Source organism: Psychrobacter halotolerans, assembly GCF_039680845.1.
GTDB lineage: Bacteria > Pseudomonadota > Gammaproteobacteria > Pseudomonadales > Moraxellaceae > Psychrobacter.
Genome location: NZ_JBDKWD010000003.1, coordinates 33,275 through 57,253, shown reverse-complemented (window position 1 = coordinate 57,253; position 23,979 = coordinate 33,275). Strand labels below are relative to the sequence as shown.

Genomic DNA, 23,979 nt, shown 5'->3' with positions numbered 1-23,979 from the left:
ATAATCAGCCTTTTTTTGAGCCTATGTTCAGTCCTGTTATTGAGCAGTTGCCGCTCGTCTGATGCCACATCGCCCTCGCCTGCATCCGAGACACAAACCAACTTAACGTCGCCACACTCAAAACAGACGCCGCCCAAAGTAATGACCCCAGATTGGGGTATTGCGGCGACGCTAATAGCGATGGGCTACCCACCAGTTGCAATGGGCGATAAACCCTTTTATAGAGAATGGGTTGGTAAACCGTTAATACCCGCCACGACCTACGATGTGGGCACACGTTATCAGCCAAATCCTGAGATGTTCTCTCAGCTCGACTTAGATGTGGTGATAGACAACTCTTTTTATAAGCACTTGCAGCCTATGTACGGCGATTTGCCCATTCACTCTATTGAATTGACCAGTTCGAGTAAAATTGCAACGTGGGAAGATTTTATAGAACCCACGTTAGCATTGGGACGAGCAATTGACCAGCCTCAAGCGGCACAAACGTATCTAGATGAAAGTAAAAACCAGATTATACAAGCGGGACAGACATTCCATAAGCGCTACCCTCATGTGAAAAAGCTCGCCGTCGTCCAATTTGCTGATACCAATAATTTACGTATGTTCTCATACAACAGTTTGTTTCAGCCAGCCCTAGATGCGATGGGATTAGAGCTGATAGCGTTTGATGATGGTAACCAGTGGGGCTTTATGCCTATTATGTTAGGAGACTTGGCGCAGCTCGATGAGGATACTTGTCTGGTCGTTGTCGAACCCATTGGCGATTTGCTTAAGGTAGAACTAGAGGCCAGCTTGGTGTGGCAACGCTTGGGTTACTCGTTTGACGCAAATCCAAATGCTGCCAATAAAAATCGCTGCCTGACATTACTACCAGCAACTTGGAACAACAGTGGCGTGGCCTCTATGAACGTCTTGGCCGATCGATTAATGAATGCCACTCTTGTAGGCAATACCGACTTATGATTAAAAACAATACTTTGCTTAGCAACCGTCTTTATCTGATGGTGGCTCTTTTGATAGTGATGGCAGTGGCAAGCAGTTACGCAGTCATCAATCAGTTGTGGACGTTGCCATTCATTGAGCTGTTTACGCCGTCATTTGACCTGCCTCTCTCTGACATGAGTATTCAGCTGCAAATCGTTCCAACCATGCTGGTGGCATCGACTGCTGGTGGCCTGCTGGGATTGGTCAGCGTTCTGCTACAGCAGTTGGTCAAAAACACGCTGGCCTCAGACACAACATTGGCAGTCGGTAGTGGCGCAAACATGGCCCTGCTGCTTGTCACCTTATTCTTTCCCAGTTTTGATCTGGGCGGCAACTTTTGGGTCGCGTTTATTGGCGCACTTAGTAGCATGGCAATCGTCTTCATCCTAGCGGCTCCTAGTCGTATGAACCCTTTGGTATTAGTACTGGGCGGACTGGTCACCAATATTTTATTGGGCGCGATTGCTGCCTTGCTGATGATTTATTACGCTGAAGACACCTTAAATGTCATGGTATGGGCCGCAGGTAGCCTCACTCAAAACAATTGGCAAGTCTCTAGCGCCTTAATCATCGCCAGCGTGCTTGCCTTTATTAGCTTAATACCCTTGTTAAAACCGCTAGAAATCATGAGCCTAGATGATAGGCAGGCCAAAAGCCTAGGCGTTCCTGTCAATCTCATTCGGGGATTGGTGATAGGATTGGTCGCCATATTGACGGCGCTTGTCGTCAGCCGTGTAGGACCGATTGGTTTTATTGGTTTGGGTGCTGCTACCCTCGTCAACGTATTTTCGGTCAGACGCATCGGTTATCGTTTGCTTTTAGGGTATGGATTTGGCGCATTTCTGCTGTGGATTACCAGTAATGTTACGACGATATTACAGCATTATTTAACTCTCAATATTCCTGCTGATGCCATGACTGCCTTACTTGGTGCTCCATTGGTCATATGGCTAATCATAACCCAAAGCCGTCAGCATGCAGATGAGATCACGCCAACGCTCGTCTCAGAACGCCGTGACCCCCACTTACTCGGTTGGAGTATCGCTTTCATCTTACTCGTAATCGGCATTCTGGTTTTCACTAGCACCGCCAATGGCTGGCAATTAAATGCCGTGTGGGACTTGATTGTTGAATTTAGATTGCCTCGTACTTTGAGCGCGGCGGCCACGGGTGTGCTGCTAGCCACTGCCGGCGTCCTGCTACAAACTTTGACCCGCAATCCTATGGCCAGCCCTGAAGTATTGGGCATCAGCTCAGGATCAGCAATCGGTGTGATACTGGCCTTTGTTTTCTTACCCAGTTTTGGCTATCCGGGTATTGTGTTGTCGGGATTATTGGGCGCGGCGGTGGTGCTTAGCTTAATCTTGTGGCTTGCGCGTAGAGTCAACCCCGCCTACTTATTGTTGGTGGGTATCGCGATTGCCGCCTTGATGGGTGGTCTGTTGAGTCTGGTCAAAATATCTGGCGATCCGCGTCTGCAAGCGGTTCTTAGCTGGCTATCAGGCTCCACGTATCTGGCCAGTCCCGAGACAGCATGGCTGCTTGTGATATTTGCAGTAGTGCTCTTTTTATGCAGTTTTATGGTGATAAAGCCACTAGAGATACTCAGCTTAGGTAGCGGCATCGCGCGCGAGCTTGGTGTGTCTTTGAAACTGTTTCAAAGCTTGATATTAATCCTAGTGGCAGCGCTTAGTACAATATCGACGTTGGCCGTGGGGCCGCTTAGTTTTGTGGGTCTGATGATTCCGCACCTTGCCACGACGCTTGGCGCCGTTCAACTTAAGCGCCAATTGCAACTGGCGGCTATTTTGGGCGCCGCATTGATGGTACTGGCAGACTGGCTTGGTCGTTATATTATCTTCCCTTATGAGATACCAGCTGGCACCATCGCCGCTATCATTGGTGGCGCGTATTTCTTGTATCTGATGCGTCGTATCAAAGCGTAGAAATTTGATTAAAAATACCTAATAACCCATTTTATTGTTGAGTCACTATGTCTTCTCGCGCCACTGTTTCTTTATATCGTATGATTTGGGCAAACTATCGCCTACCCTTCATAAAAGTCATCTTACTCAATTTAATCAATGCCTCTGTCAGCGTTGGTATCATTGCCTATATCAATCATACCTTTATCAGTCGACCTGTCTTTGATACCTTGTCTTGGCTAAGCTTGGCCTACTTTTCAGCGTTGGTGGTGCTGCTATTAATGACGACGTTTGTGGCGCAATATGCCTTGACGCGCTTGGGTCATAAGTTTGTCTATGAGCTAAGAACCAAACTGGTCAAGCAAATCATCGACACCAGCGTGCCGCAAGTCGATCAGTTGGGCAGCGCGCGACTATTGGCCAGCCTCTCCTCTGATATTCAATCCATCACCGTCGCATTTGTGCGTATGCCAGAGCTGGTACAAGGGGTTATTTTATCCGTTGGTGTGGCGCTATATCTGGGTTGGCTATCACTGCCGCTACTCTTTATTGTCATGTTTTGGATTGCAATGACGATTTGGGTAAGCACGATTTTAGTCAAACACGTCTATCACCATTTGCGAGAATTAAGAGACATCAACGATCTGTTATATCAGGACTATCAATCGATTATAGATGGTCGTAAAGAGCTTGCGCTAAATCAGCACCGCGCTGAAAAGTTATATGAGACCGATTTTGTCACTCATGCCGAATCGTATAGAAAGGCAGTGGTCAAATCTGATACGTTTCATTTGTCAGCGGTAAACTGGTCAAACATCATGATGTTTGCAGCAATTGGTGTGGTATTTGCGGTATCTAGCTATTTGAGCATACCGATGGGCGTTGCGACCACGTTTTCCTTAACGATTTTATTTGTACAATCTCCACTGCTTCAAGCAGTTGGTGCTTATCCCACCATTCAAACCGCGCAAGTGGCTTTAGACAAAATTCAGTCTTTAGAGTTGGCTGACTACCAGCCAGCATTTGGTACCGACGTTGCGATACAAGACTGGCACTCTATTGCTTTGACCGATATCCAATACCGTTACGAAAACAGTGCTTCTGACGCCGCTGCAACAGATATGACTCCCGCCAGTAATATCTTAAAAGACGTCAATCTCACGCTAAGACGCGGTGATGTGATCTTTTTGATCGGAGCAAATGGTAGCGGCAAGTCGACCCTTGCTAAGATTATGACAGGCATTTTCACGCCAACCACAGGTTCGGTACAAGTGGACAACCAACCTATTGACTCGGCCAACAATGGCGATTATCGACAGCTGTTTTCGGCTATTTTTAGTGATCAGCATCTGTTTAAACAACTGGTCGGCAATCGCGGCAATGATCCAGATATGGCGCTTGTGACCTCTTGGCTGCACAAACTGAACTTGCAGGACAAAGTCAGCGTGACCGATGAGCGCCTATCGACAGATAAATTGTCACAAGGTCAGCGTAAACGTCTCGCCATGCTTATCTCGGTTGCCGAACAAAAAGACATTTTATTATTGGATGAATGGGCAGCCGACCAAGACCCTGCGTTTCGCCGAGTGTTCTATCAGACATTGATTCCTGAGCTAAAAGCGATGGGCAAGACTTTGTTTATTATCAGTCATGACGACAGCTATTTTGAGCACGCGGATCGCTTGTTATTGATGAAAGAAGGCAGATTGATCGAATTAAATGCTGAAGAGCGACAACGTGCCAGCGCAGACGCCATCTCTATGTTGCACTAAGGGCAATCGGTATGAAAGCGACTGACAAGCGTAGCCAGTAGACGGCAGTGCTTATCAGTCGCTCCTAACATAAAATCTGCGTACCTCAATAAATGTGTCAAAAATATTTCTATATTGTATTGCTAATCATAATAATTATCATTAACATGTACACACATTTAACAGCGTCTGTTTCACACCTATTAATTGATGTGTTTTTCGCAGACCCTCTTATTGGTCATTGATTCAAAAATTTATTAAGACCGCCAGACCCAATCCTCCTATCACTTTAATTGAGATATCATCTGATGTTTATCATTGAACAAGGCACAAAGCGTCATAAACCCAGCAACTTAAGCTGGCTCGTCAAGCGCACCATGCATCTTTCAGCCATTGCTTCATTGGCGGTTGGCTCATCGATTATTCATGCTGAAACATCGGATCAGCTCGCTACTACCGATGGTGTCGAAATCAATCGTGCTAATAGTGCAGCAGAACCAAGCACTACTCTAGATACCATCGTGGTCACGGCTGATACCAACTCACAAGTCACTGAAAATACAGACAGCTATACGATCCCTGTTGCGACCAGTGCCACTGGCATGGCGCTATCGGCCAGAGAAACCCCGCAGGCCGTCAGTGTGGTTACCAATCAGCAACTCAAAGACCAAAACTCAACCAATCTAACCGAGGTGCTCAAACGCGCACCCGGTATCCAAGTGGGCAGTATCGATGGCGCTCGTAGCGGGTTTTCAGCGCGAGGCTTTGGCATTAATAGCTTCCAGATCGATGGCTTGGATACGGATTTTGTTCAGCAAGCGGCCATGGGCGAATATGGTGTGAATACCGCTATGTTTGATCATGTGGAAATCGTACGCGGCGCCACAGGCTTGATGAGCGGTTCAGGCGATCCTTCTGCCAATGTCAATCTAATACGTAAACGCGCCGATAGCAGCGTGCCTGCCACCGAGCTCTCTGCCAACGTCGATCGTTATGGCTATTATGGCCTAAGTGTCGATCACAGCCAGCCATTGACCGAAAGCGGTGCGGTACGTGGCCGGGTGGTCGCAAGCTATCAAGATGGCGATACCTTCATCGACCGTCAAGAGCTGGGTCAAAATCTGATTTATGCCACAGTTGATGCCGATGTGAGTGACAATACCACCGTCAGCGTGGGTGCAAGCCGTCAACACAACAAGTCAAAATCGACCATGTGGGGCGGTTTGCCAAGTTACTTAAGTGATGGTTCACAAGCAGATTGGGACACCAGTAAGAACGGCAGTACCGATTGGGCGAATTGGGACTCGGATAGTGTCTACTACTTTGCAGATATCGATCACGACTTCAATGAAGACTGGAACCTAACCACCAATGCCAGTTATAACGAGAGTGATAGCAGCCCAAAACTTCTTTATATGTACGCCAGCAGCCTTGATCCGGACGTTGGACTGATCTATAACTTAAACCCATTCCATGCCGATACTGAACGCAAACAAGTCAATGTCAAAACTGAGTTGACGGGTAATTTTGATGCCTTAGGCAGAACGCATCAACTCATCTTTGGTGGCTCTTATAAGAAAAGCGATCTTGACACTTATACCTATGCCCCGCCGCCCGATGGACTGTTGCCAGTGTCTGACTTCTATGATTGGGACGGCAGCTATCCTGAACCAGTATGGGGCGACAAAGACCAAAGCTCTGATGTCACTACCAAGGAAAAAGACATTTTTGCCGCCACTCAGCTTAAGCTGACCGATCCTTTGTCAGTGATTTTGGGAACTCGTGTGTCCCATTATGAGCGCTCGGGTTTTCAGTATGGAACTAAAATGAATACTGAATCCGAGCACATCTGGTCACCTTATGCGGGTATCACTTACGATATCAATGACAATCACAGCCTCTATAGCAACTATAGTACCATCTTCCAGCCCCAGTCAGAGCGCGATATCAGTGGTCGTTACCTCGATTCTATCGAAGGCAAAAACTACGAGATCGGTCTAAAAAGCGAATCTGACAACGGCGCGCTACAAAGCCAAGTCAGTATCTTTAGAATCGAGCAAGACAACCTTGCTCAAGATAGTGGTCAATTAATACCAGGTGCTGGTCTTGAGAGAGCCTACTTTGGCGTAGATAGCACCAGTCAAGGCGTCGAAGTCGAAGTCACAGGTCAGCTGAGCGACGAGCTAAAGGCTGCTATTGGCTACACGCATTTCAATGCCGAGGGTCGAGATGGTAAACCCGTTAACACAGGCTATGCCGATACCACCCTTAATCTATTTGCCACTTATGATATGAACGATATTGTTCCTAACTTAACCATTGGCGGCGGTATTGATTGGTCAAACGGATACTACGGTATTGTTTCAAACCCTGTCACTGGCCGCTCTGAAAAGTACAGTCAAGATGATGTGACACTTGCTAGCATCATGGCAAAATATGCCGTTAATGACAATCTAGAAGCGCAAATTAACGTCAACAATTTATTCAATCAAAAATACCTAGCGGGTGAGAACTTCTTTGGATTGACTTATGGCGAGCCTATCAATGTGGTGGGCAGATTGACCTATCGTTTTTAATCTGAAGACCATTTCTCTAAGCGCATAGGCCGTCACATGAGTCATCGCCGTCGCCAAGGTTTTTATTTGCCTACCCTCAATGTACTGAGTCGTATTGTTTTGGCAAGTATTGGTGGCTACGGCGTGGCGGTACTTACTAGCCTTGCATGTTTGGCCTTACCAATAGATACCATTTCTGCTATCTATTGGGGCCAAATCACCAGCATTGTGGTATACGCGGTCATCATTATCTTGGTATTCTCACTGCGGCGTCTGTGGCTGGCTTGGGCGATAGTGGCTAGCATTGCAGCGGTCTTAGGCATGGTAAGTTATGCCGCTCTTTAAGCTTTTACTACAATCAAGGCTTCTTTATGACGCCAGAATCTCCTAACAATCAAGCCCCACCTCTGACCCAAACCAAAATAAAAGCTAAAGCCAAGGTGAAAGGTTATCGATTAATGATGACTGAGGTACATACTTGGTTTGGGCTTTTATTAGGTTGGTTGTTATTTACTATTTTTCTGATGGGTACGGTCAGCTACTTTAATAATGAGCTGAGCGTTTGGCTGCAACCTGAAATCCCTGCAATCTCTCAGCAAGCACTCCCAGCGTCCTCATCATCTATCCCGTCAACCTCATCCATGCAACCCCAAAGCACAGCCAGCACAACAAGTGTAAGCACAGACAATAAGCCAGAGTCTTTTGCCATGGCAATCAGCCATCTGCAAGCCACCCAAGCGAACGCTACCAATTGGTTTATTACTAAAGGGGCTAGCAGCACCAGTAACGATCAACGCTTGCATATCACTGTCAGTACCGACAAGGAAAGACAGCAATATCAATTTGATACGCAAACCCAAACAGCCTATACACCAAGGGACACGGCAGGCGGCAACTTTTTTTATCGCATGCATTTTGATTTGCATTATATGAGCGTGATATGGGCAAGGATCATCGTTGGTATTGCCTCTATGATGATGTTGATTGCCATCATCGCAGGCGTCATTGTTCACAAAAAGATATTTACTGACTTTTTTACTTTTCGCTGGGGCAAAGGACAGCGCTCATGGCTGGATGCGCACAATGCTTTTTCGGTGCTGCCATTGCCTTTTCATATTATGATTACGTTTACAGGTATCATTACCCTAGTTTATTTGTACATGCCGTGGGCGGGCAAAGTCTCCGATATTAATACTCAGCAGTTTTTTGAAGAAATTTATTCGTATCGGCCTGCTGACGCGACAGAGCTGCAACCTGCACCCATGGCAGATGTCAGTCCCCTATTGGCAAATGCTCAAGCGGACTGGCAAACGCTCAATCCTCATTACGCGCTCACCAGTGTCAGTATCAACCATCCCAATACCGACCATAGTATGATCATTGTCGATGGCAAAGCCGATCGTCAGATATCAACAATCGGTGTGTTTCGCATTTATGATGGGCAGACAGGAGAAATCATTAAGCAAAGTGAGCCACCACCACTCGCCGTGACTGCCCATACGGTCATGATCGGGTTACATGCCGGCCGCTTTTCTGATTATTGGCTACGCTGGCTGTATTTTTTATTGGGCGTGGCAGGCTGCGGGATGATAGCCACAGGTCTAGTGCTTTGGACAGTGAAACGCCGTCGCCAATTGAGCGATATGAAAAAGCCTTTCGCAGGATTTTGGCTGGTGGAAAAACTTAATATTGCGACGCTTGCCGGATTACCGTTGGCCATGGTGGGGTTTTTATGGCTCAACCGCTTATTGCCATTGAATATGGCGGCACGCGCTAAATGGGAAGTCGATGGATTTTTTATGATATGGGCAGGCAGTTTTATGCTGACGCTACTATTCTCTAGCCGTCTTGCTTGGCGCGTGCTGCTGTCTTTAGTCACACTGTTGCTTTTATTCACGCCGCTACTCAACAGTCTCACCACCGAGCGCGGGTTTTTTCAAAGTATGCTTAATCGAGATATATTGTTTGTCAGCTTCGACGTTGTGTTTTTTATACTAGCACTGCTGTTTGCTTATATTACTTATGCTGCAACATTTAAAGAAACACCGCCTAAGCAAAAGATAAAATCGAAACTTCAGTTATAGTCGAACCATTTTAAAAGCGTGACAGGACGACTGGAATGAATGTTGCGCCTCCTCTGTGTTAACAGCAAGCAAGGAACACTTATACCAGTCGTACGAAGTTATTAACGTATCGATTTTATTTTGAACGGCCTATAGGCGCACAAGTAGGAAACCCATAAAATGTCTCACTTGGTCAACTCTAACGCCATGCTATCTGGATTGTTATTTCTACTCAGTCTACTGGGTATGGCAGCCTTGATGATGGCCAGTAAAAGGCATCAAGATAAGTTTCAGCACAAACTGCCGCAACGCCTAAATGGACAAGCGCTACGCTGGCTAGGATTTATATTACTGGCCATTGCATTTTTATTGACCTATACCTCTGACCAGACAGGCTATTTTGTGGTGGTATGGTTTGGGAGTTTGACGCTAGCGGCAGGGCTGGTGTATCTGGTTATGATGATTTATGAGCAATTTGCGCCTGCTAAACGTTGATAATCATCTGACAATGCTAGCACTTTGCCAACCGCGCTATCGTTACCCTTCACTTATCGTTGTTCTTAAAGAGCGGTCTGACGATAAGTCAATAAATAACTTCGGCGGCGGTTAACACTATCAATCATTCAAATCGACGCAGCTTCCATAAACTGAACCTTGCTACTCATCATCTCTTTTTTTAGCCACTCTTTAAACACCACCTTTCTCTCATCTTTATAAAACGGCTCATCAGACAAAAGATGGTATGCCGAGCTGTCTGCCACCGGCGGTTGTACCAATTCTAAAAGCTGGTGTGAAACTTCTTTTTGTACCATAAAAATGGACACAATCGCCGTGCCTAATCCCGCCAAACAGCCCTCAATACACAAGTAAAAATGCTCTAATATCATATGCTCATACGCTAAAATGTCGCGACTGACCAACTTTGACGCATTGATATGTTGCCATAAATTTGGCCGAGAAGAGGTCAGTAGCAACGTATTTGTCTGCTCGGTTCTGGTATTACGAACCGCCACTATATACTCTTCGATAATCTTTTCATGGAATACCTCTTTGCCCCATTCAAAGTCATTTCTACGCAGCGCAATGTCGATATTGTGTGCTTGAAAATCGACTGCACCGCCTCCCGTCAGTAAGACAATCTCAAACCCATGATTCAATGCATTAAATTCTGCCAAACGAGGTATGAGCCATTTCATCGAAATGGTTGGCTCACAAGAGAGTACCAACTGCTTTTTTTGATGGGTTTGCTGGGTCAGCTCTAGCAGACAGTCATCTAACTTGGCAAATACTTGCTGACAACAAGTAAAAAGAACCGTGCCCTCAGGTGTGAGTACCAGTTTTTTATTGATTCGATCAAATAATGTCAGCCCTAAAAACCCTTCTAAATTTTTGATCTGTTTGCTCACCGCACTCTGTGTCACAAACAACTTTTGCGAAGCGAGGGTCACACTACCGTGGGCGGCCACGTAATAAAACGCCTTTAACGAATTTAACGGTACTTTTTCTATCATGCCAAAAACTCATAGATGATGAGGTAATAAACTCCATTTTATTTTATCCAATAATGTAAGAAAATACACTTAAATTTATAAAATGAAAAGCCAATCGTTTATAAGCCGTTGAGTAACCGTTAAAAGTATCGTTAGCATCCATCTTTGACCATTAACTTTTAATCAGACTTTTTCTCATGATAACCATTGGTTTTTCCTTGACAGAGTGAGCATCATGACAGAATTTTTAGCTGTTATCGTAATTACCATTCTCGCTGTGATTAGCCCTGGTGCTGATTTTGCCATCGTCACCAAAAACAGCTACCTATACGGCCGTTCTATCGGTGTATTAACATCCATTGGTATCGCGCTTGGGGTGTTAATCCACGTCACTTACACCCTGTTGGCGGTTGCCGTGGTTATGACGTTTGCTCCCAATTTTTTGACCTTGATCAAATACCTTGGTGCTTTTTATCTTATTTATATCGGCTATAAAACCTTTACGCAAAAACCAGTTGAGGATACGAGCTCCTCTACCCCCATTAGCTCAGGACAAGCGCTGCGCTATGGTTTTTTTACCAACGCCTTAAACCCTAAGACCACCCTGTTTGTGATTAGCACTTATACTCAGATTGTGAGCGCCACCACATCGACACTCATTTTGGTCGGTTACGGCTTCTTCATGTCCATCGCTCATTTTATCTGGTTTGCTCTGGTGGCGATCTTATTCTCCCAGCGCATATTAAGACAAAAAATGCTGGAAAAACAAGTCGCTATCAATCGTGTGATCGGCTTTATCTTGGGACTATTGGGTGTGTTTTTACTGTTTACGAGTGTCAATTGATATAGTAGGTTCGACGCAGAATTGACGTAGAATTGACACAGAATCGATATGTGAATAGCGACGTGTTATGACCATGGGCGCTAAACTGCGTATCTTTTGGCCCCGACCACGCAAGCGACTGCTCCCAATGTACTTATCAACATACCTATATTGACTGTTTCGTGGAGCAGTAAAGCCGCCAAGGCCAATCCCAAAAATGGCTGCATCAATTGCAACTGCCCGACTGCGGCAATACCGCCCAACGCCAAACCACGATACCAAAATACAAAGCCGATAAACATGCTAAACAAAGACACATAAAGTAAGCCCGCCCAAGCTGCCACGCTCACCTTTGCAAAAGAGTCGGGCCATGTGAGCCACGTGATAAGCAGCATCACGGGCAACGATAAAACCAGCGCCCAACTGATCACCTGCCAGCCGCCAAGGGTTCGTGATAGTCGCCCGCCCTCGGCATATCCAAGACCGCACGCCATCACTGCGCCCAGCATCAAAAAGCCACCTACTACAGACGTTGTACCACTGGTAAGCGCTGCATATCCCGCCACAAATGAGCTGCCCAGCAAAGCAAATAGCCAAAACAGCATAGATGGTCGCTCATCCCCGCGCCAAACCGCAAAGATCGCCGTAAATAAGGGCAATATGCCTACAAAGACGATGGCATGGGCAGAGGTGACGTATTGCAAGGAAATAGCACTGAGCAAAGGAAAACCGACAACCACGCCTAACGAAACAACGGCTAGCGCTGGTAGATCCGCCTTAGTCGGTAGGCGCTGGTTGAGCAAGCGTAAAACAATACCGCCCAATAAAGCCGCAAGCGTTGCCCTTACCGCTGTCAAAAACACAGGATCAAAATCCATCACCACGTTTAGCCAATCGCACAGCGCAGAAAACTTTATGCGTTTTAATGTGGCGCAGGCAAGCGATGCTAGAGTATTTACAATGTTGGCGCAGGCATTAAATTAAAAAGGGTTAAATTAAAGATAAGCGATTAACATGCAAAGATACACCAAGCGCTAGAGCTGATCCACTATGAAAGAAGTACAATAATACTGGCGACCATTTTGCGCCGCCTCTGTCAGCAACGGCACAGCAAACAAGGAAAATGGTTGCCAGTATTGCATGATCATAGGCGTCTCTTTTTTATTTAGGACTGACTATGCTATAACCCCTAACCCATACTGTTATTAAATTTTTCGATAATTATATCGGCGCATTGTTCTGGCGCTTCCATGGGTAGGAGATGGCCATTATCAGGCAATTCGGTAATATTTTGAGTTGGCACAAAGTTTTGCCAGACTTTACGGACTTTATGACTGATAAAAATAGAAGGCTTACCCATAATTATCGTATAAGGGAACCCTATGTCATTGAGCGTTTTTAGGGCACCGTTGACAAAAGGCGTATCAAAATAGCTTGCCAGCTCTTTCTCAGGGGTAAATAGCAATCGATACCCTTCCCCTTCTTGAACCAAGCTATTTTTGGCAAAGACATAAAGATGATCATCACCAATGCGTTTAAACGCTCGATGCGCTCGCAAATATGCGTAATAGTCATCAATACTCTGCCACTTTGCTTGTTTGGCAAGTGTGCTTTTAAAAGGTTCTTGACCTATTTTTAATCTGCTTGGCATCCAATCCATCACAAGCTTTTGCGATTTGGTAAACGTCACCGGCTCTATCAAGTACAATTGCGAGAATAGATCAGGACGTTTGGCCGCAGCAATCGCCGTGGCGGTCGCGCCTTGAGAATGACCAATACCGACCACAGGTTTGTCTTGTGTTTTTTTCCAAAAAAGCAATTAGCACCTCAGCATCTTGCTCACGGGTCAGCTTTTTAAGGGTTGGCAAATCTTGCCAATAACCACGCATGGCTAAGCTACTTATATCAAATCGCGCGCTGAGCTTACTCAATAGCGGCATATAAACGCCTGCGGCAAATCCATTACCGCCATAAAAATGCGCAGGTATCGATTTGGCATTTTTATCCTTTTGACCTAAGTCAGACAAGTCATAATAACGGGCGTTTTTACCCTCTAAATCAATAATACGTTCGAATGTTTGCATAGTAGGGTTCTTATGATAAGTGAGCGTTCACAACGGCTTTTAGAGCAATGTCAAAGCCAACGTATGTATATTCGATCCACTATAAAGAGATACAGCCATACGGGCGACCATTTTGCGCCGCCTCTGTCTGCGCACACACAGCAAGCAAAGAAAATGGTTGCCAGTATCACATGATTATAGGCGTCTCTTTTTTATTTAGGACTGACTACATTAAACGTCAAATATTAAGCACGTCGTCGTGGCATGAGCGTACAGTTTGCCATCTGGCCCTACGATCTTTCCTTCAGCAGTGGCGGTTTGGCGACCTGTATGAATGACCTTACCTTCGGCCCGTACCAACGGCGTTGCCGCACTTAATGCCCGTATCATATTCACTTTTATCTCAAGCGTGGTATAGGCTTTGCCCGCTGGCAAGGTAGAATGAATGGCGCAAGCGACGGCAGAATCTAAGATTGTACAAAACCAACCACCGTGCACACTGTCCAAAGGATTGTAATGCTGTGGACCCGGTCTACCCTGAAAAATAGCCGTGCCAGACTCAATGCGAATGGGCGTAAAATCAAGCGTCACACCAATCGGCGGCTGCGGCAACTCACCGGCAAACATGGCATTGAACACCTCCATGCCACTTAATCCAGCCAAATCTGCAGGCGGAGTAACACCCGCATCTCCTAACTTTTCTTGCACGCGCAACGCTTCTGCTTCCCATGTAGCGATTATATTTTCTACATCCATCTTACAATCCTTGTTCGTTAACATTGTGTCTTGTCTTAGCCTGCCTTTTTATTGGTACAACGACCTACTCTACTATCAAATCCTGCTTAGAAATATAGCACAAAAAAATTTGTGGCTACGGATAAGCTAAAGTTACTACTTACCCGCTCAAAACTCTGCTTGAATTTTTGTTATAATAATATATGATTCATATACGTTTCATATATTAAAGGTGTTCCGATGGGTATTGTAAAAATTGATGATGTACTGCACGAAGAGATTCGTAAAGCAAGTACCGTGATGGTGCGCTCTATCAACGCGCAAGCGGAGTATTGGATGAAGATAGGCATGCTTGCTGAAGCCAATCCCACTCTGTCTTATAGCCAAATCATCAATGAGCAGATGAAAAAAGCAGATGTCAATGCTGAAATAAACACAGGAAATCTTATCGATGGCTGAAATTATTTTAAAAACACCTGACGAGATAGCAATCATGCGCGAGTCTGGACGCCTGCTTGCCTCTGTTTTTGATTATCTTGATCAACATATCACCGTTGGCACCTCGACGATGGAAATCAACGATCTTACGGAGCGTTATATTGTCGATCAACTAGGCGCACGTCCAGCCAGTAAAGGCCAATACGGCTATGAGTATGCCTTAAATACCTCCGTTAACAACGTCGTCTGTCACGGTATCCCTTCAGACAGTCAAATACTCAAATCAGGCGATATTGTGAATGTGGATATTACCTTGGAAAAAGGTGGCTTTATTGCTGATTCGAGTAAGATGTACATGATTGGGGATGTGTCGCCGCTTGCCAAACGCTTGGTTGATAAAACCTATGAAGCCATGTGGGAAGGCATACGCACTGTAAAACCGGGCGCGACGCTCGGCGATGTTGGTCACGCCATTCAAACCTATGCGGAAAAGAATGGCTACTCTATCGTACGGGAATATTGCGGGCACGGTATTGGGCGCGAGATGCACGAAAAACCTGAAGTGTTGCATTACGGCATTCAGGGAAAAGGCGTGACGCTCAAAGAAGGCATGACCTTTACCATTGAGCCAATGATCAACCAAGGTAAGGCCAAAGTCAAAACAAAAAACGATGGCTGGACAGTGGTTACGAGTGATAAAAAACTGTCTGCGCAGTGGGAGCATACAATTGCGGTCACGTCAGATGGTTATGAGGTTCTGACGCTTCGAGACGATGAGTCGCAAGGATAACGACTGTTTTAAAGTTAAAAACGATCTTATCTTTTACTTTGTACAACACAATATCCATCCTCTTACCCAGTCTTTTAACAAGGACTGGGATTTTATTGCTGTCTTTTTGTCTCTACCTTTTTACGGCGCTTTCAAAAATCCACTGGCATGACTTCAACGGAATACTGTCAGCGCTTACGCATCGGCAATGCAAAAGATTTTTTGCAGTTCTCCATGCAGGCAGTTGAACAAATTGCGTGGAAGGTTGGCTATAGTGATGTCAGTGTGTTTCGTAAGATATTTAAACGTATCGTTGGTCTGACGCCAAGCGAATATCGCCAAAGATTCAATACGAACCAATAGTATGCCGTCCATAAAAGGTGATGCAAACAAGTAGCAGAATAAAGCCCCCATTACTCTCAAGTAACAAGGGCCCTTTTAAACTTCCATTTCATTGGCTCGTCCATGTCATCAAAGCTACTGCTCAATGATATAGTCGATCTCAATTAGAATCGATATACAAATTATAATGCGTAATACGAAAGTTTTTAAATGTTAAAAACTAAACCCAACATTTAAATTCACTCGCGACAGCCATTTATCACTGTTCTCAGAAGTCGTCGAAGTGAAGCCCGTGCTATTGGTGGCCCCGCCAATGATATTAGAGTTCTTGCCGTAAGTATGATCTAACCAAACCAAAAATGGTGGCGCGATGAACATCAGACCCGTGGTATTCATTTGCGAATCAGACCAGTCATCATGGTGTTTCTTAAGATAACTGTAGTCGTTATATACTTTGACCGCTTTTAATGCTCCCATATCTTTCATTGGGATAGTATATGCCAAGTTCAAACTACCCACCGTTCCTTCTGAAGCAATGAAATACGCAGGCGTTAATCCGTTCGCGCCCATCAAAGTCATACTATCATCAACACCGCTCGGGTTTTTGGCATCATAATCATAATGTATGAGCGAGCTTTGTACATTGAACTTATCAAAATTGTTATTCGCGTGCAGACCGACTGCATAATAGTTGCCATCATCATTAGTCAGCCCATTCTCCAACTGCGAATAAGCGCCTGATACACCAATTTCCTGCTTGCCTGTTGCCGTTTCAAACTTACGAGCGATACGCGCATTGACTTGGTTTTTTTTCTCATTCTCATATTGACTCATAGACGGAAACGTATTGTCCAACTCGCTATACGCGCCGCTTTCAGGAGAATATCGTAGGCTTTCAGAGAGCATTTCAGGATAATATCCAAACTTCATATCCCAATCTTTACTTTCATGATTTAGATTCACACCGGGCGCGATGTTGTTACCATAACCTAAAAAGAAAGGCAGATGGTACGTCCAACCGTTTTGCGGATACGGATAAATGGCAAAAGGCTTGTACACCAAACCGGCCTCAACGCTGTTTTGCTCATCGACGTTATAACCCACGTACGCTTTTTCGACAGAGGTTTTGTCATCGTCCTGAAAGATATAACTGCTGTTTAAATAAAAATCGTCGTATTTTCCATCGACATCCAAACGAAAAATATCAAAATCAGGATCGCCTAAGCCAGAGTTGTACTTATCGTCACCCCAGCTCTGGTAGCGCTGATTGAATCTGATAACACCACCAACATTTAGCTCCTTAGTGCCGTCCTCGCTTTTTAGTTCGATGACTTTGCCCTGAGCGCTGGTGATGGTTGATAGCCACAACACTGGCGTTAATACTATTAACGACTTAAAAATTAGTTTGGTCATGATAATTTCCTATTATCCTACGGGTAAAAATCCTTTTTATAAAACGAGGGCGTGTCCTTAATTTAACAACAGCGCTTATTAATACAGCTTCTTTTGCGGTGGCCCTGCAAAGTTTAGTGGCCCAATGGCATTCATATTAACTTCAACCAAACACATACCGTCTTGCTGCATGGCCTCATTGATCTTGGTGTCAAAATCTTCTAGCGAGTCTGCTTGATAAGACTTGCAGCCCATCGCTTCACCCAGAGCAACAAAAGAGGGTGTGTGTAGCTCGTTGTAGTACTGTCTGCCATCAAAGTATTGCTTTTGGATACCACGCATGACCCCGTAACCACCGTCATTCATCACGAGTAAGATCATATTGGCATTCTCTTGTATGGCAGTGGCAATCTCACCCACGCCAAGCATCAGGCCGCCATCACCAACCAATGCCACGGTCTTCTTATCTGGATTGGCGATTGCGGTACCAATACCGTGTGATAAACCAAGGCCAATCGCACCTGCTAGAGAATGGATGTTCTGTAATGGCTGGTTGACGGGGAACAAACGACTGCCCCACGTACTGCCTGACATGGTGATGTCTCTTACCAAAATACCGTCTTCGGGCAGCGCTTTACGTAGTGAGTAGCATAATTTTGCATAAGGCCCTAACTGAGTCTCTAGCGCATTAATAGCAAAGTCTTTGGCGGCTTTGATACGTTGATCGTAGTCGTTATCAACTTTGACCGTCTCCCCTAACTGCTGAATAACGCGTTGCAAAAAGGATTTTGCTTCGGCACAAAAAAAGTGTTTGACCGAATAATTTCTTTGCTGCGCCATCGGGCTTGCATCAATTTGAATCAGATTTTCTGGGAATTTTAACGAATAGGTTTTGGTCTCGTTACTGCGCAGGCGAGAACCAACAACGATACAAGCGTCGCTCTCTGTGATCAGCTTTTCGACCTCGGATGAGTTATGAAACGCGTTCAAACTTCTTGGGTGCGTATCGGCTAAGACGCCGCGTGCATGTGTGGACGACACTACCGGTATGCCCATGTCGGCCAAAGCTTTGATCTCTTCACTCGCCTCAAGACAACCGCCGCCAACCCATAAAATAGGATGACTGGCAGATTTGATTTGATTGGCGACAAAATCGACGGCGTCTTTGGGTGCATCAGGCAATTGCATGGCACCGACATAAGACAAATCGCTTGGCAATTCAATCGTTGTCGCTTGCACATCAATGGGTATCTCAATGCTGACGGGACCTTTGGGTACAGTTGTCGCTACCCGTATCGCTTCTCTGACCACGCCAACGGCATGCTCTGGGCTGACAATTCTAAACGCCGCTTTGCTACTAGATTTTAGATAACCGAGCTGATCTGCTGCCTCATGAATGAAGCTTGCATCACGATCTAAGTATTCTTTTTCGACTTGACCTGTGATATGAATCACTGGGCTGCCTGCGTTACAAGCTTCAACCAAAGAGCCAATGGCGTTCCCTGACCCTGCCCCTGTACTGGTAATAGCCACGCCCAAGCCTTTGAATCTGGCATAAGCATCTGCCATATTGACGCAGCCCGCTTCCCCGCGCGCGCAGATAAATCTGATTTTGTCTCTTCGTCCAATTGCATCAGCAATCGGTAAGTTATGAATAGAAATCAAGCCAAAAACATCGCTTACGCCATGCTCTTCTAAGACTCTTGCTACTAATTCACCGACAGTTACTGTCTTTGCTGTGCTGGCTGTCATGGCGGTTGTCATAATCCCATCCCTCTATATACTGGTTGCGTTGATTGCTGAATCTGTATGTTAAACCGATTTATTTTTTACATAGTTGTTTAATACATAGCTATAGTCGATGCACTTCAAAAGTGTGATAGCGCTACTAGGATGAATTTTATGCGGCCTCTGTCGGCAACGGCACAGCAAGCAAGTAAAATTTGTGCTAGTAGCGCGTTTAAATTTATATCACTGTTTTATTTTCAACTGACTACATTTGGTACATAGCTCTTTAAAAAATGGCGATTTGATAAATGGCTATTTGGTCTCACACCACGGGTTTGGCGCTTCATCAAGGTTCAAAAATATGCTTTTCGTTTGCATATAATCCAAAATGCCCAATCGACCTTTTTCTTTACCGACGCCGCTTTCTTTGTGACCACTAAAAGGCGTGGCAATGGAAAATTTCTTATAAGTGTTGATCCATATCGTGCCTGCCTCAAGTCGCTTTGCCATGTCAAAAGCTTTGCGATAGTCCTCTGTCCATATGCCAGCAGCAAGACCATAGATGCTATTATTCGCCTCAGCGACCAATGTTTCCTCATCACTGAATGGCATCACAACCAGTACGGGGCCAAATATCTCTTCTTGACAGACTTGGGCGTCATTTTTTAACCCTGTGATAATGGTAGGCGCGTAATAAGCACCTTTGTCATACGCGTCACCTGTGAGTCTCTGACCGCCAGCGACTATATTACCGCCTTCATCTCGAGCCATATTGACGTAGTGCTCGACCGTGCTTAGGTGGTCTTCGCTGATCAGAGGACCCATTTGTGTGTTGGAATCTTCTGGATCTCCCACAATGATATTTTTGGTTTTCTTAATTAAAGCATCTAAAAACTGGTCATAAATATTTTGATGAATAAACAATCGCGAACCTGCAATACAAGCTTGTCCTGATGAGCTAAAAATACCGTAAATTACACCGTTTACTGCGATATCGATATTGGCATCTTCAAACACAATCGTGGGCGATTTGCCGCCAAGCTCTAACGATGTAGAAATGAGCTTTTCGGCCGCGACATGCGCCAGATGTCTACCCGTACTGGTACTGCCCGTAAAAGAGATTTTTTGCACCAGTGGATGTTTGACAATCGCTTCGCCAACCACAGAGCCTTTACCCGTCAATACACTAAACAAGCCTGCGGGTAAGCCTGCTTCTTCAAAAATTGCCGCAAGCTCAAGCGCGATAAGTGAGGTAGCTTCCGCTGGTTTTAAGATGACGGCATTACCACCTGCCAGCGCTGGTACGATCTTTTGTATCTCTGACGCAATTGGTGAGTTCCATGGTGTGATTGCCGCAACCACACCCAATGGCTCATGGGTAGTAAAGGTCAATACAGACTGAATGCGCTGATTGGTTAGCTCGTTATCTAGCGTCTCAAGAGAACTGGCAATATAACGCGTTGTGGCTATCGCACTGTTGACCAAACCAGTGGTTTCCGTAATTGGCTTGCCGTTGTCCCGGGTTTGCAGCTTTGCTAAAAACGTCTTTTTCTGTTCCAATAGATCTGCCGCTTTGAACAAAATCGCCGCTTTTTCTGAAGGAAGCGCGCTACGCCATGCAGGATTTCTCCAAGCTTTATCAGCGGCCACAATGGCTTCGTGAATGTCATCTGAACTTGCGGTCGATATGTCAGCGTTTTCTGAATGGTCAGCTGGATAGTGGCTTTTTATGGCTTTGCCACCACCAAGCTTCCACTGACCTGCAATAAATATTTTTTTCATAGTATTTCTCGCGTTAATGGCGCTTTATATTTGTAATGTCTGATCAATCTCACAGCACAGGCGTAACGCGCTAAAGGCTGCTAGACTTGATGTTTTGGGGTTTTCAACCAATGGCAGTCCTGTCATACTGATCTCAAGCTGACCAAATACGCCTTTGGCACTTATGTGATGAAGGTTGTGCTCAAGCGCTGGGTCAGCGATGAGCTCTACTGTCGTCTCATCAAGACCGACGCCTGCCAGGGCAATGGTAGCGGCAACGTTTGAGTTAGCTGGAAACAAGGCTGCCGCTTCTCTGGCAGTACCCGTAAAGAAAACAACCGCTTCGGTTAGCGTGTCGTAGTCGATAAGCGTATCGGCATGACTGCCGCGCCAGCTGTCTGGCTGCTTACGACCTTGATACACGACGCTATCAAGTCCTGCCAAACTGGCGGCACTGATACCATCAATGCCAGCCACGGCGCCTGCCAAAATGTGTACTTTAACTCCGTTTCTTTTGGCAGCATCAGCGATTGCTACCGCAAATGTCTCATCGGTAAAGGCACCAACAGAGATAATTCCAATAGGAATGCATTTCTCTAAGATATTGATGGCGTGTTCTTTTAGCCCGTTCTGGCCCGACATCTCAATCGCCAAATCGGGCATGTTTGTCAGGTCATCGACGCAAGTGATCACCTCGACAGACTCGCCGAGCTCGGCCTGAATTTTTCCTGCACTTCTAGGACTGGCCACTACTGTCGATAAGACGATATTTTTGGGTAACATCTCGTGCACTTTTCTTGCCATTGAACCGTAGCCTATGAACATCACGCTTTTCATGCCTAACTCCTGTTTACAACTTTTCATATCTCTTTGCTGAGACCGCCAGACACATCAATCACTGATCCTGTCGTATAAGAAGACAAAGGAGATGCCAAAAACATGAGGGCGTAAGCCGCCTCTTGTGGCTTACCTAAACGGCCAAGCGGAATCTCTTTTTTAGCAGCGACCGTAGCTGTCCATTCCTTCCAGTTTTTGCTTCTGTCGGATCGTTCTTCAAAACGTCTGCGCCATTGACCCGATTCGACCAAACCAATCAATATAGAGTTGACCCTGATGTTTTCTTTGACCAGCTCATTGGCGAGATTTTTACTGAGATTTAATAAGCCAGCTCGGGCGACCGAAGTTGCTACCATGTGTGTCTCTGGCTTTAGACCAAGCAATGAGTTCACATTGGTGATTGAGGCGATGTCTGATTGTTTAAGGTGAGGCAAGGTGGCATTGACCATATTGACGACGCTAAATACTTTTAGTTTTAGCTCATCAACCCAATCTTGATCGTCAGTCGCAAAAAAATCTGCTACCTTGCCTTGTCCCGCGTTATTCACGAGCATGTCAATCACGCCGAATTTTTCTACCACCGCCGCGACGAAACCATCTACCTGATCTTGGTCTAGGACGTCACATGAATGAATAAACATCTGACTTGCGTCATAATCTTCGCTTAATTCATTAAACGTTGACTGCAATTTTGCTTGGTTTCTACCGCACCAAGCGACGTTGGCACCTTCTGTTAAAAACAACTTGACCAATTCAAGTCCGATACCAGAGGAACCACCAGTGATGATAACTACCTTATTTTTTACTTTAAAACTCATAAACCATCACCTTGAATGATTGATAAAAGTATTTGGTTAAAACGATCTGGTTGATCTAAATATGACAAATGGCTAGCAGATTCAATCGCATGCAATGAGATGTTTTTGTGCCGCGCTGCAATTTCAAACATAATCTTAGGTGTGGTGATACCATCCTCGGTGCCATAGATTAAATCGACAGGCTTGTCTATCTTTGCCAAATAATGATGAATGCTGTCATGCGCGAGTAACCGTGATGACTTCTCAAAGCCCTCAATGGTTATTTGTGCCATTATTTTTTCGAGCAGCGCCACTTTGTCATCGCTGGCATCAAACAATAATGCGCCGCACCTTTGCCTTGCCATCTCCGTGCCGCCAAGTTTCTTTAAAAGCTTTGGGCGCATCTCAGCGACTTCATCTTGCTTTGACGGTTCAAACTCGCCGTAGCCTTGAGCAGGATTGGCCAAAACCAGTTTATTTACCTTTGCCGGATATTTTGAGGCAAAACCTGCGGCGATAAGCGCGCCTAGAGAATGCCCAACGATATTGATACGATCGATATTCTTTGACTCTAAAAGCGTAAGTAAGCGCTGACTGTAATCGAGTGCGGTGGGCATTTCTTGCTCAATTTGCCCACTTTTGCCATAGCCCGGCGCGCTCCATGCTAAGACCGAAGTCTGATCAGACAACGCGGCGATTTGATTCGTCCAAGAATCACAACCTGAGCTGATACCATGTAAAAATACCGTTGTCTCCCCGCCCAGCTTATCGTTTTGAATAAATTCAATACGACTGACGGGGTCATATGTCTTGTCAAAATCTTTCATACAGACTCCTTTGTATGTGCAAATGTATGTACAAACTAGGGGCAAAAATCATCATATGCTCGCGGCAACTCATCAAGTCAGCGCCTAGCAAACCCTAACGTTTGATCTTAGACAATGGATGATCCTCTGGGTACGTTGGGATCACAGGTTTTGGGTTGCCAATCATCACGCACATCAATGCATCTTCTTGTGTATGATTACGCAAACCTCTATAGACATTGGGCGGAATGGAAATCAAATCTCTATAATTTAAAACCAAAGAAGTTTCTTCACCTTTGTCCTCAACCGTCAACTCGATAGAACCACGAAGCATAAAAAAGACTTCTTCGGCATCCGTATGTACATGCGGCGGGCCTTCACATCCTGCCGGTAGCAGCATCGTTGAGAAGGTAAAGTTTTCGGCTTGTACTGTATTATTGTCGCCAGAAATACCCGTTGCCCCTGTTCCCATATAGCGCATTTGGGCGCGTCTATATTTGGGATCAAAGTCGGCTTGGAATTTTAGAGCGCTAAAGTCATACTCGCGATCTTCAAACCTTGCCACGCGGGTTGAAATCCAATCTTGTAGCGTGCTGTCTTCTGGACGCTGCCAAGTTTCGATGTTTTTGTTACTCATCATTGCTCTCCTTTTTACTTGTTTGACTGCTTGCATGTTTTACTTAACAAAAAGTTTGTGTTGTTTAGGCTCATATTTTT

Annotated in this window: 23 protein-coding genes; 11 read left to right on the top strand and 12 right to left on the bottom strand. The window is 45.4% G+C overall.

The genetic code is table 11. The features are described 5' to 3' along the window. Nucleotides 1-15 precede the first annotated feature (15 nt). The 7 genes from AAJP47_RS06815 to AAJP47_RS06785 all read left to right on the top strand — a co-directional run bounded on the left by AAJP47_RS06815 (nt 16) and on the right by AAJP47_RS06785 (nt 9,776). Complete coding sequence (locus tag AAJP47_RS06815; protein ID WP_346717160.1) at nt 16-966, top strand: TroA family protein; 951 nt, start codon at nt 16-18, stop codon at nt 964-966. Next, nucleotides 963-2,933 carry a Fe(3+)-hydroxamate ABC transporter permease FhuB gene (gene fhuB / locus AAJP47_RS06810; protein ID WP_346717159.1) on the top strand — a complete coding sequence of 657 codons (1,971 nt, stop codon included), beginning with the start codon at nt 963-965 and terminating at the stop codon, nt 2,931-2,933. Before AAJP47_RS06815 ends, fhuB begins: the two co-directional genes overlap by 4 nt. 47 nt (nt 2,934-2,980) lie before the next feature. Continuing rightward, nucleotides 2,981-4,684 carry a multidrug ABC transporter permease/ATP-binding protein gene (locus AAJP47_RS06805; RefSeq protein ID WP_346717158.1) on the top strand — a complete coding sequence of 568 codons (1,704 nt, stop codon included), beginning with the start codon at nt 2,981-2,983 and terminating at the stop codon, nt 4,682-4,684. Between the two features lie 287 nt (nt 4,685-4,971). Then, on the top strand, nt 4,972-7,239 hold the full coding sequence (locus AAJP47_RS06800; RefSeq protein WP_346717157.1) for a TonB-dependent siderophore receptor: 2,268 nt from the start codon (nt 4,972-4,974) through the stop codon (nt 7,237-7,239). A gap of 36 nt (nt 7,240-7,275) precedes the next feature. Then, nucleotides 7,276-7,563 (top strand): hypothetical protein, encoded by a 288-nt coding sequence (locus tag AAJP47_RS06795; protein ID WP_346717156.1) that lies wholly within the window; start codon nt 7,276-7,278, stop codon nt 7,561-7,563. A 26-nt stretch (nt 7,564-7,589) separates the two neighbouring features. Beyond that, nucleotides 7,590-9,302, top strand: coding sequence for a PepSY-associated TM helix domain-containing protein (locus tag AAJP47_RS06790; RefSeq protein ID WP_346717155.1), 1,713 nt, complete (start codon nt 7,590-7,592; stop codon nt 9,300-9,302). A gap of 159 nt (nt 9,303-9,461) precedes the next feature. Then, nucleotides 9,462-9,776 carry a DUF3325 domain-containing protein gene (locus AAJP47_RS06785; protein WP_346717154.1) on the top strand — a complete coding sequence of 105 codons (315 nt, stop codon included), beginning with the start codon at nt 9,462-9,464 and terminating at the stop codon, nt 9,774-9,776. A 128-nt stretch (nt 9,777-9,904) separates the two neighbouring features. Here AAJP47_RS06785 and AAJP47_RS06780 read toward each other — a convergent pair whose 3' ends face one another. Continuing rightward, nucleotides 9,905-10,792 (bottom strand): LysR family transcriptional regulator, encoded by an 888-nt coding sequence (locus AAJP47_RS06780; protein WP_346717153.1) that lies wholly within the window; start codon nt 10,790-10,792, stop codon nt 9,905-9,907. A 214-nt stretch (nt 10,793-11,006) separates the two neighbouring features. Between AAJP47_RS06780 and AAJP47_RS06775 the strand changes: the two genes are divergently transcribed. Continuing rightward, a complete protein-coding gene (locus tag AAJP47_RS06775; protein ID WP_346717152.1) occupies nt 11,007-11,615 on the top strand; it encodes a LysE family translocator in 609 nt (202 codons plus the stop codon). 80 nt (nt 11,616-11,695) lie between these two features. Here AAJP47_RS06775 and AAJP47_RS06770 read toward each other — a convergent pair whose 3' ends face one another. From AAJP47_RS06770 to AAJP47_RS06755, 4 genes are all read right to left on the bottom strand, one after another. After that, the gene (locus AAJP47_RS06770) at nt 11,696-12,472 is read right to left on the bottom strand and encodes a DMT family transporter (protein ID WP_346717456.1); all 777 of its coding nucleotides are present in this window, start codon (nt 12,470-12,472) and stop codon (nt 11,696-11,698) included. A gap of 311 nt (nt 12,473-12,783) precedes the next feature. Further along, nucleotides 12,784-13,413 carry an alpha/beta fold hydrolase gene (locus tag AAJP47_RS06765; RefSeq protein WP_346717151.1) on the bottom strand — a complete coding sequence of 210 codons (630 nt, stop codon included), beginning with the start codon at nt 13,411-13,413 and terminating at the stop codon, nt 12,784-12,786. Further along, nucleotides 13,316-13,678, bottom strand: a complete 363-nt coding sequence (locus AAJP47_RS06760) for a hypothetical protein (protein WP_346717150.1) — start codon at nt 13,676-13,678, stop codon at nt 13,316-13,318. The genes AAJP47_RS06765 and AAJP47_RS06760 overlap by 98 nt, the downstream gene beginning before the upstream one ends. A gap of 210 nt (nt 13,679-13,888) precedes the next feature. Further along, nucleotides 13,889-14,413, bottom strand: coding sequence for a PaaI family thioesterase (locus AAJP47_RS06755; protein ID WP_346717149.1), 525 nt, complete (start codon nt 14,411-14,413; stop codon nt 13,889-13,891). Between the two features lie 219 nt (nt 14,414-14,632). Here AAJP47_RS06755 and AAJP47_RS06750 point away from each other — a divergent pair, with 219 nt between their 5' ends. The 3 genes from AAJP47_RS06750 (at nt 14,633) to AAJP47_RS06740 (ending at nt 15,962) form a co-directional block, all read left to right on the top strand. Continuing rightward, nucleotides 14,633-14,851 carry a ParD-like family protein gene (locus tag AAJP47_RS06750; protein ID WP_346717148.1) on the top strand — a complete coding sequence of 73 codons (219 nt, stop codon included), beginning with the start codon at nt 14,633-14,635 and terminating at the stop codon, nt 14,849-14,851. Beyond that, on the top strand, nt 14,844-15,620 hold the full coding sequence (gene map, locus AAJP47_RS06745; RefSeq protein ID WP_346717147.1) for a type I methionyl aminopeptidase: 777 nt from the start codon (nt 14,844-14,846) through the stop codon (nt 15,618-15,620). The genes AAJP47_RS06750 and map overlap by 8 nt, the downstream gene beginning before the upstream one ends. Before the next feature lie 84 nt (nt 15,621-15,704). Beyond that, nucleotides 15,705-15,962 carry a helix-turn-helix domain-containing protein gene (locus tag AAJP47_RS06740; protein WP_497198704.1) on the top strand — a complete coding sequence of 86 codons (258 nt, stop codon included), beginning with the start codon at nt 15,705-15,707 and terminating at the stop codon, nt 15,960-15,962. 192 nt (nt 15,963-16,154) lie between these two features. Here the strand turns inward: AAJP47_RS06740 and AAJP47_RS06735 are convergent, their stop codons facing one another. The 7 genes from AAJP47_RS06735 to AAJP47_RS06705 all read right to left on the bottom strand — a co-directional run bounded on the left by AAJP47_RS06735 (nt 16,155) and on the right by AAJP47_RS06705 (nt 23,899). After that, entirely contained in the window at nt 16,155-17,360 is a 1,206-nt protein-coding gene (locus AAJP47_RS06735; RefSeq protein WP_497198703.1) for a hypothetical protein, read from the bottom strand. Between the two features lie 72 nt (nt 17,361-17,432). Next, on the bottom strand, nt 17,433-19,085 hold the full coding sequence (locus AAJP47_RS06730) for a thiamine pyrophosphate-binding protein (protein WP_346717455.1): 1,653 nt from the start codon (nt 19,083-19,085) through the stop codon (nt 17,433-17,435). Between the two features lie 288 nt (nt 19,086-19,373). Next, entirely contained in the window at nt 19,374-20,843 is a 1,470-nt protein-coding gene (locus AAJP47_RS06725; protein WP_346717144.1) for an aldehyde dehydrogenase, read from the bottom strand. A 24-nt stretch (nt 20,844-20,867) separates the two neighbouring features. Continuing rightward, entirely contained in the window at nt 20,868-21,659 is a 792-nt protein-coding gene (locus AAJP47_RS06720) for an aspartate dehydrogenase (RefSeq protein WP_346717143.1), read from the bottom strand. Nucleotides 21,660-21,682: 23 nt separating this feature from the next. Then, entirely contained in the window at nt 21,683-22,477 is a 795-nt protein-coding gene (locus tag AAJP47_RS06715) for an SDR family oxidoreductase (RefSeq protein WP_346717142.1), read from the bottom strand. Continuing rightward, nucleotides 22,474-23,283: an alpha/beta fold hydrolase gene (locus AAJP47_RS06710; RefSeq protein WP_346717141.1), complete on the bottom strand. Its 810-nt coding sequence runs from the start codon at nt 23,281-23,283 to the stop codon at nt 22,474-22,476. Before AAJP47_RS06710 ends, AAJP47_RS06715 begins: the two co-directional genes overlap by 4 nt. Before the next feature lie 94 nt (nt 23,284-23,377). Continuing rightward, nucleotides 23,378-23,899: a cupin domain-containing protein gene (locus tag AAJP47_RS06705; RefSeq protein WP_346717140.1), complete on the bottom strand. Its 522-nt coding sequence runs from the start codon at nt 23,897-23,899 to the stop codon at nt 23,378-23,380. Nucleotides 23,900-23,979 lie beyond the last annotated feature (80 nt).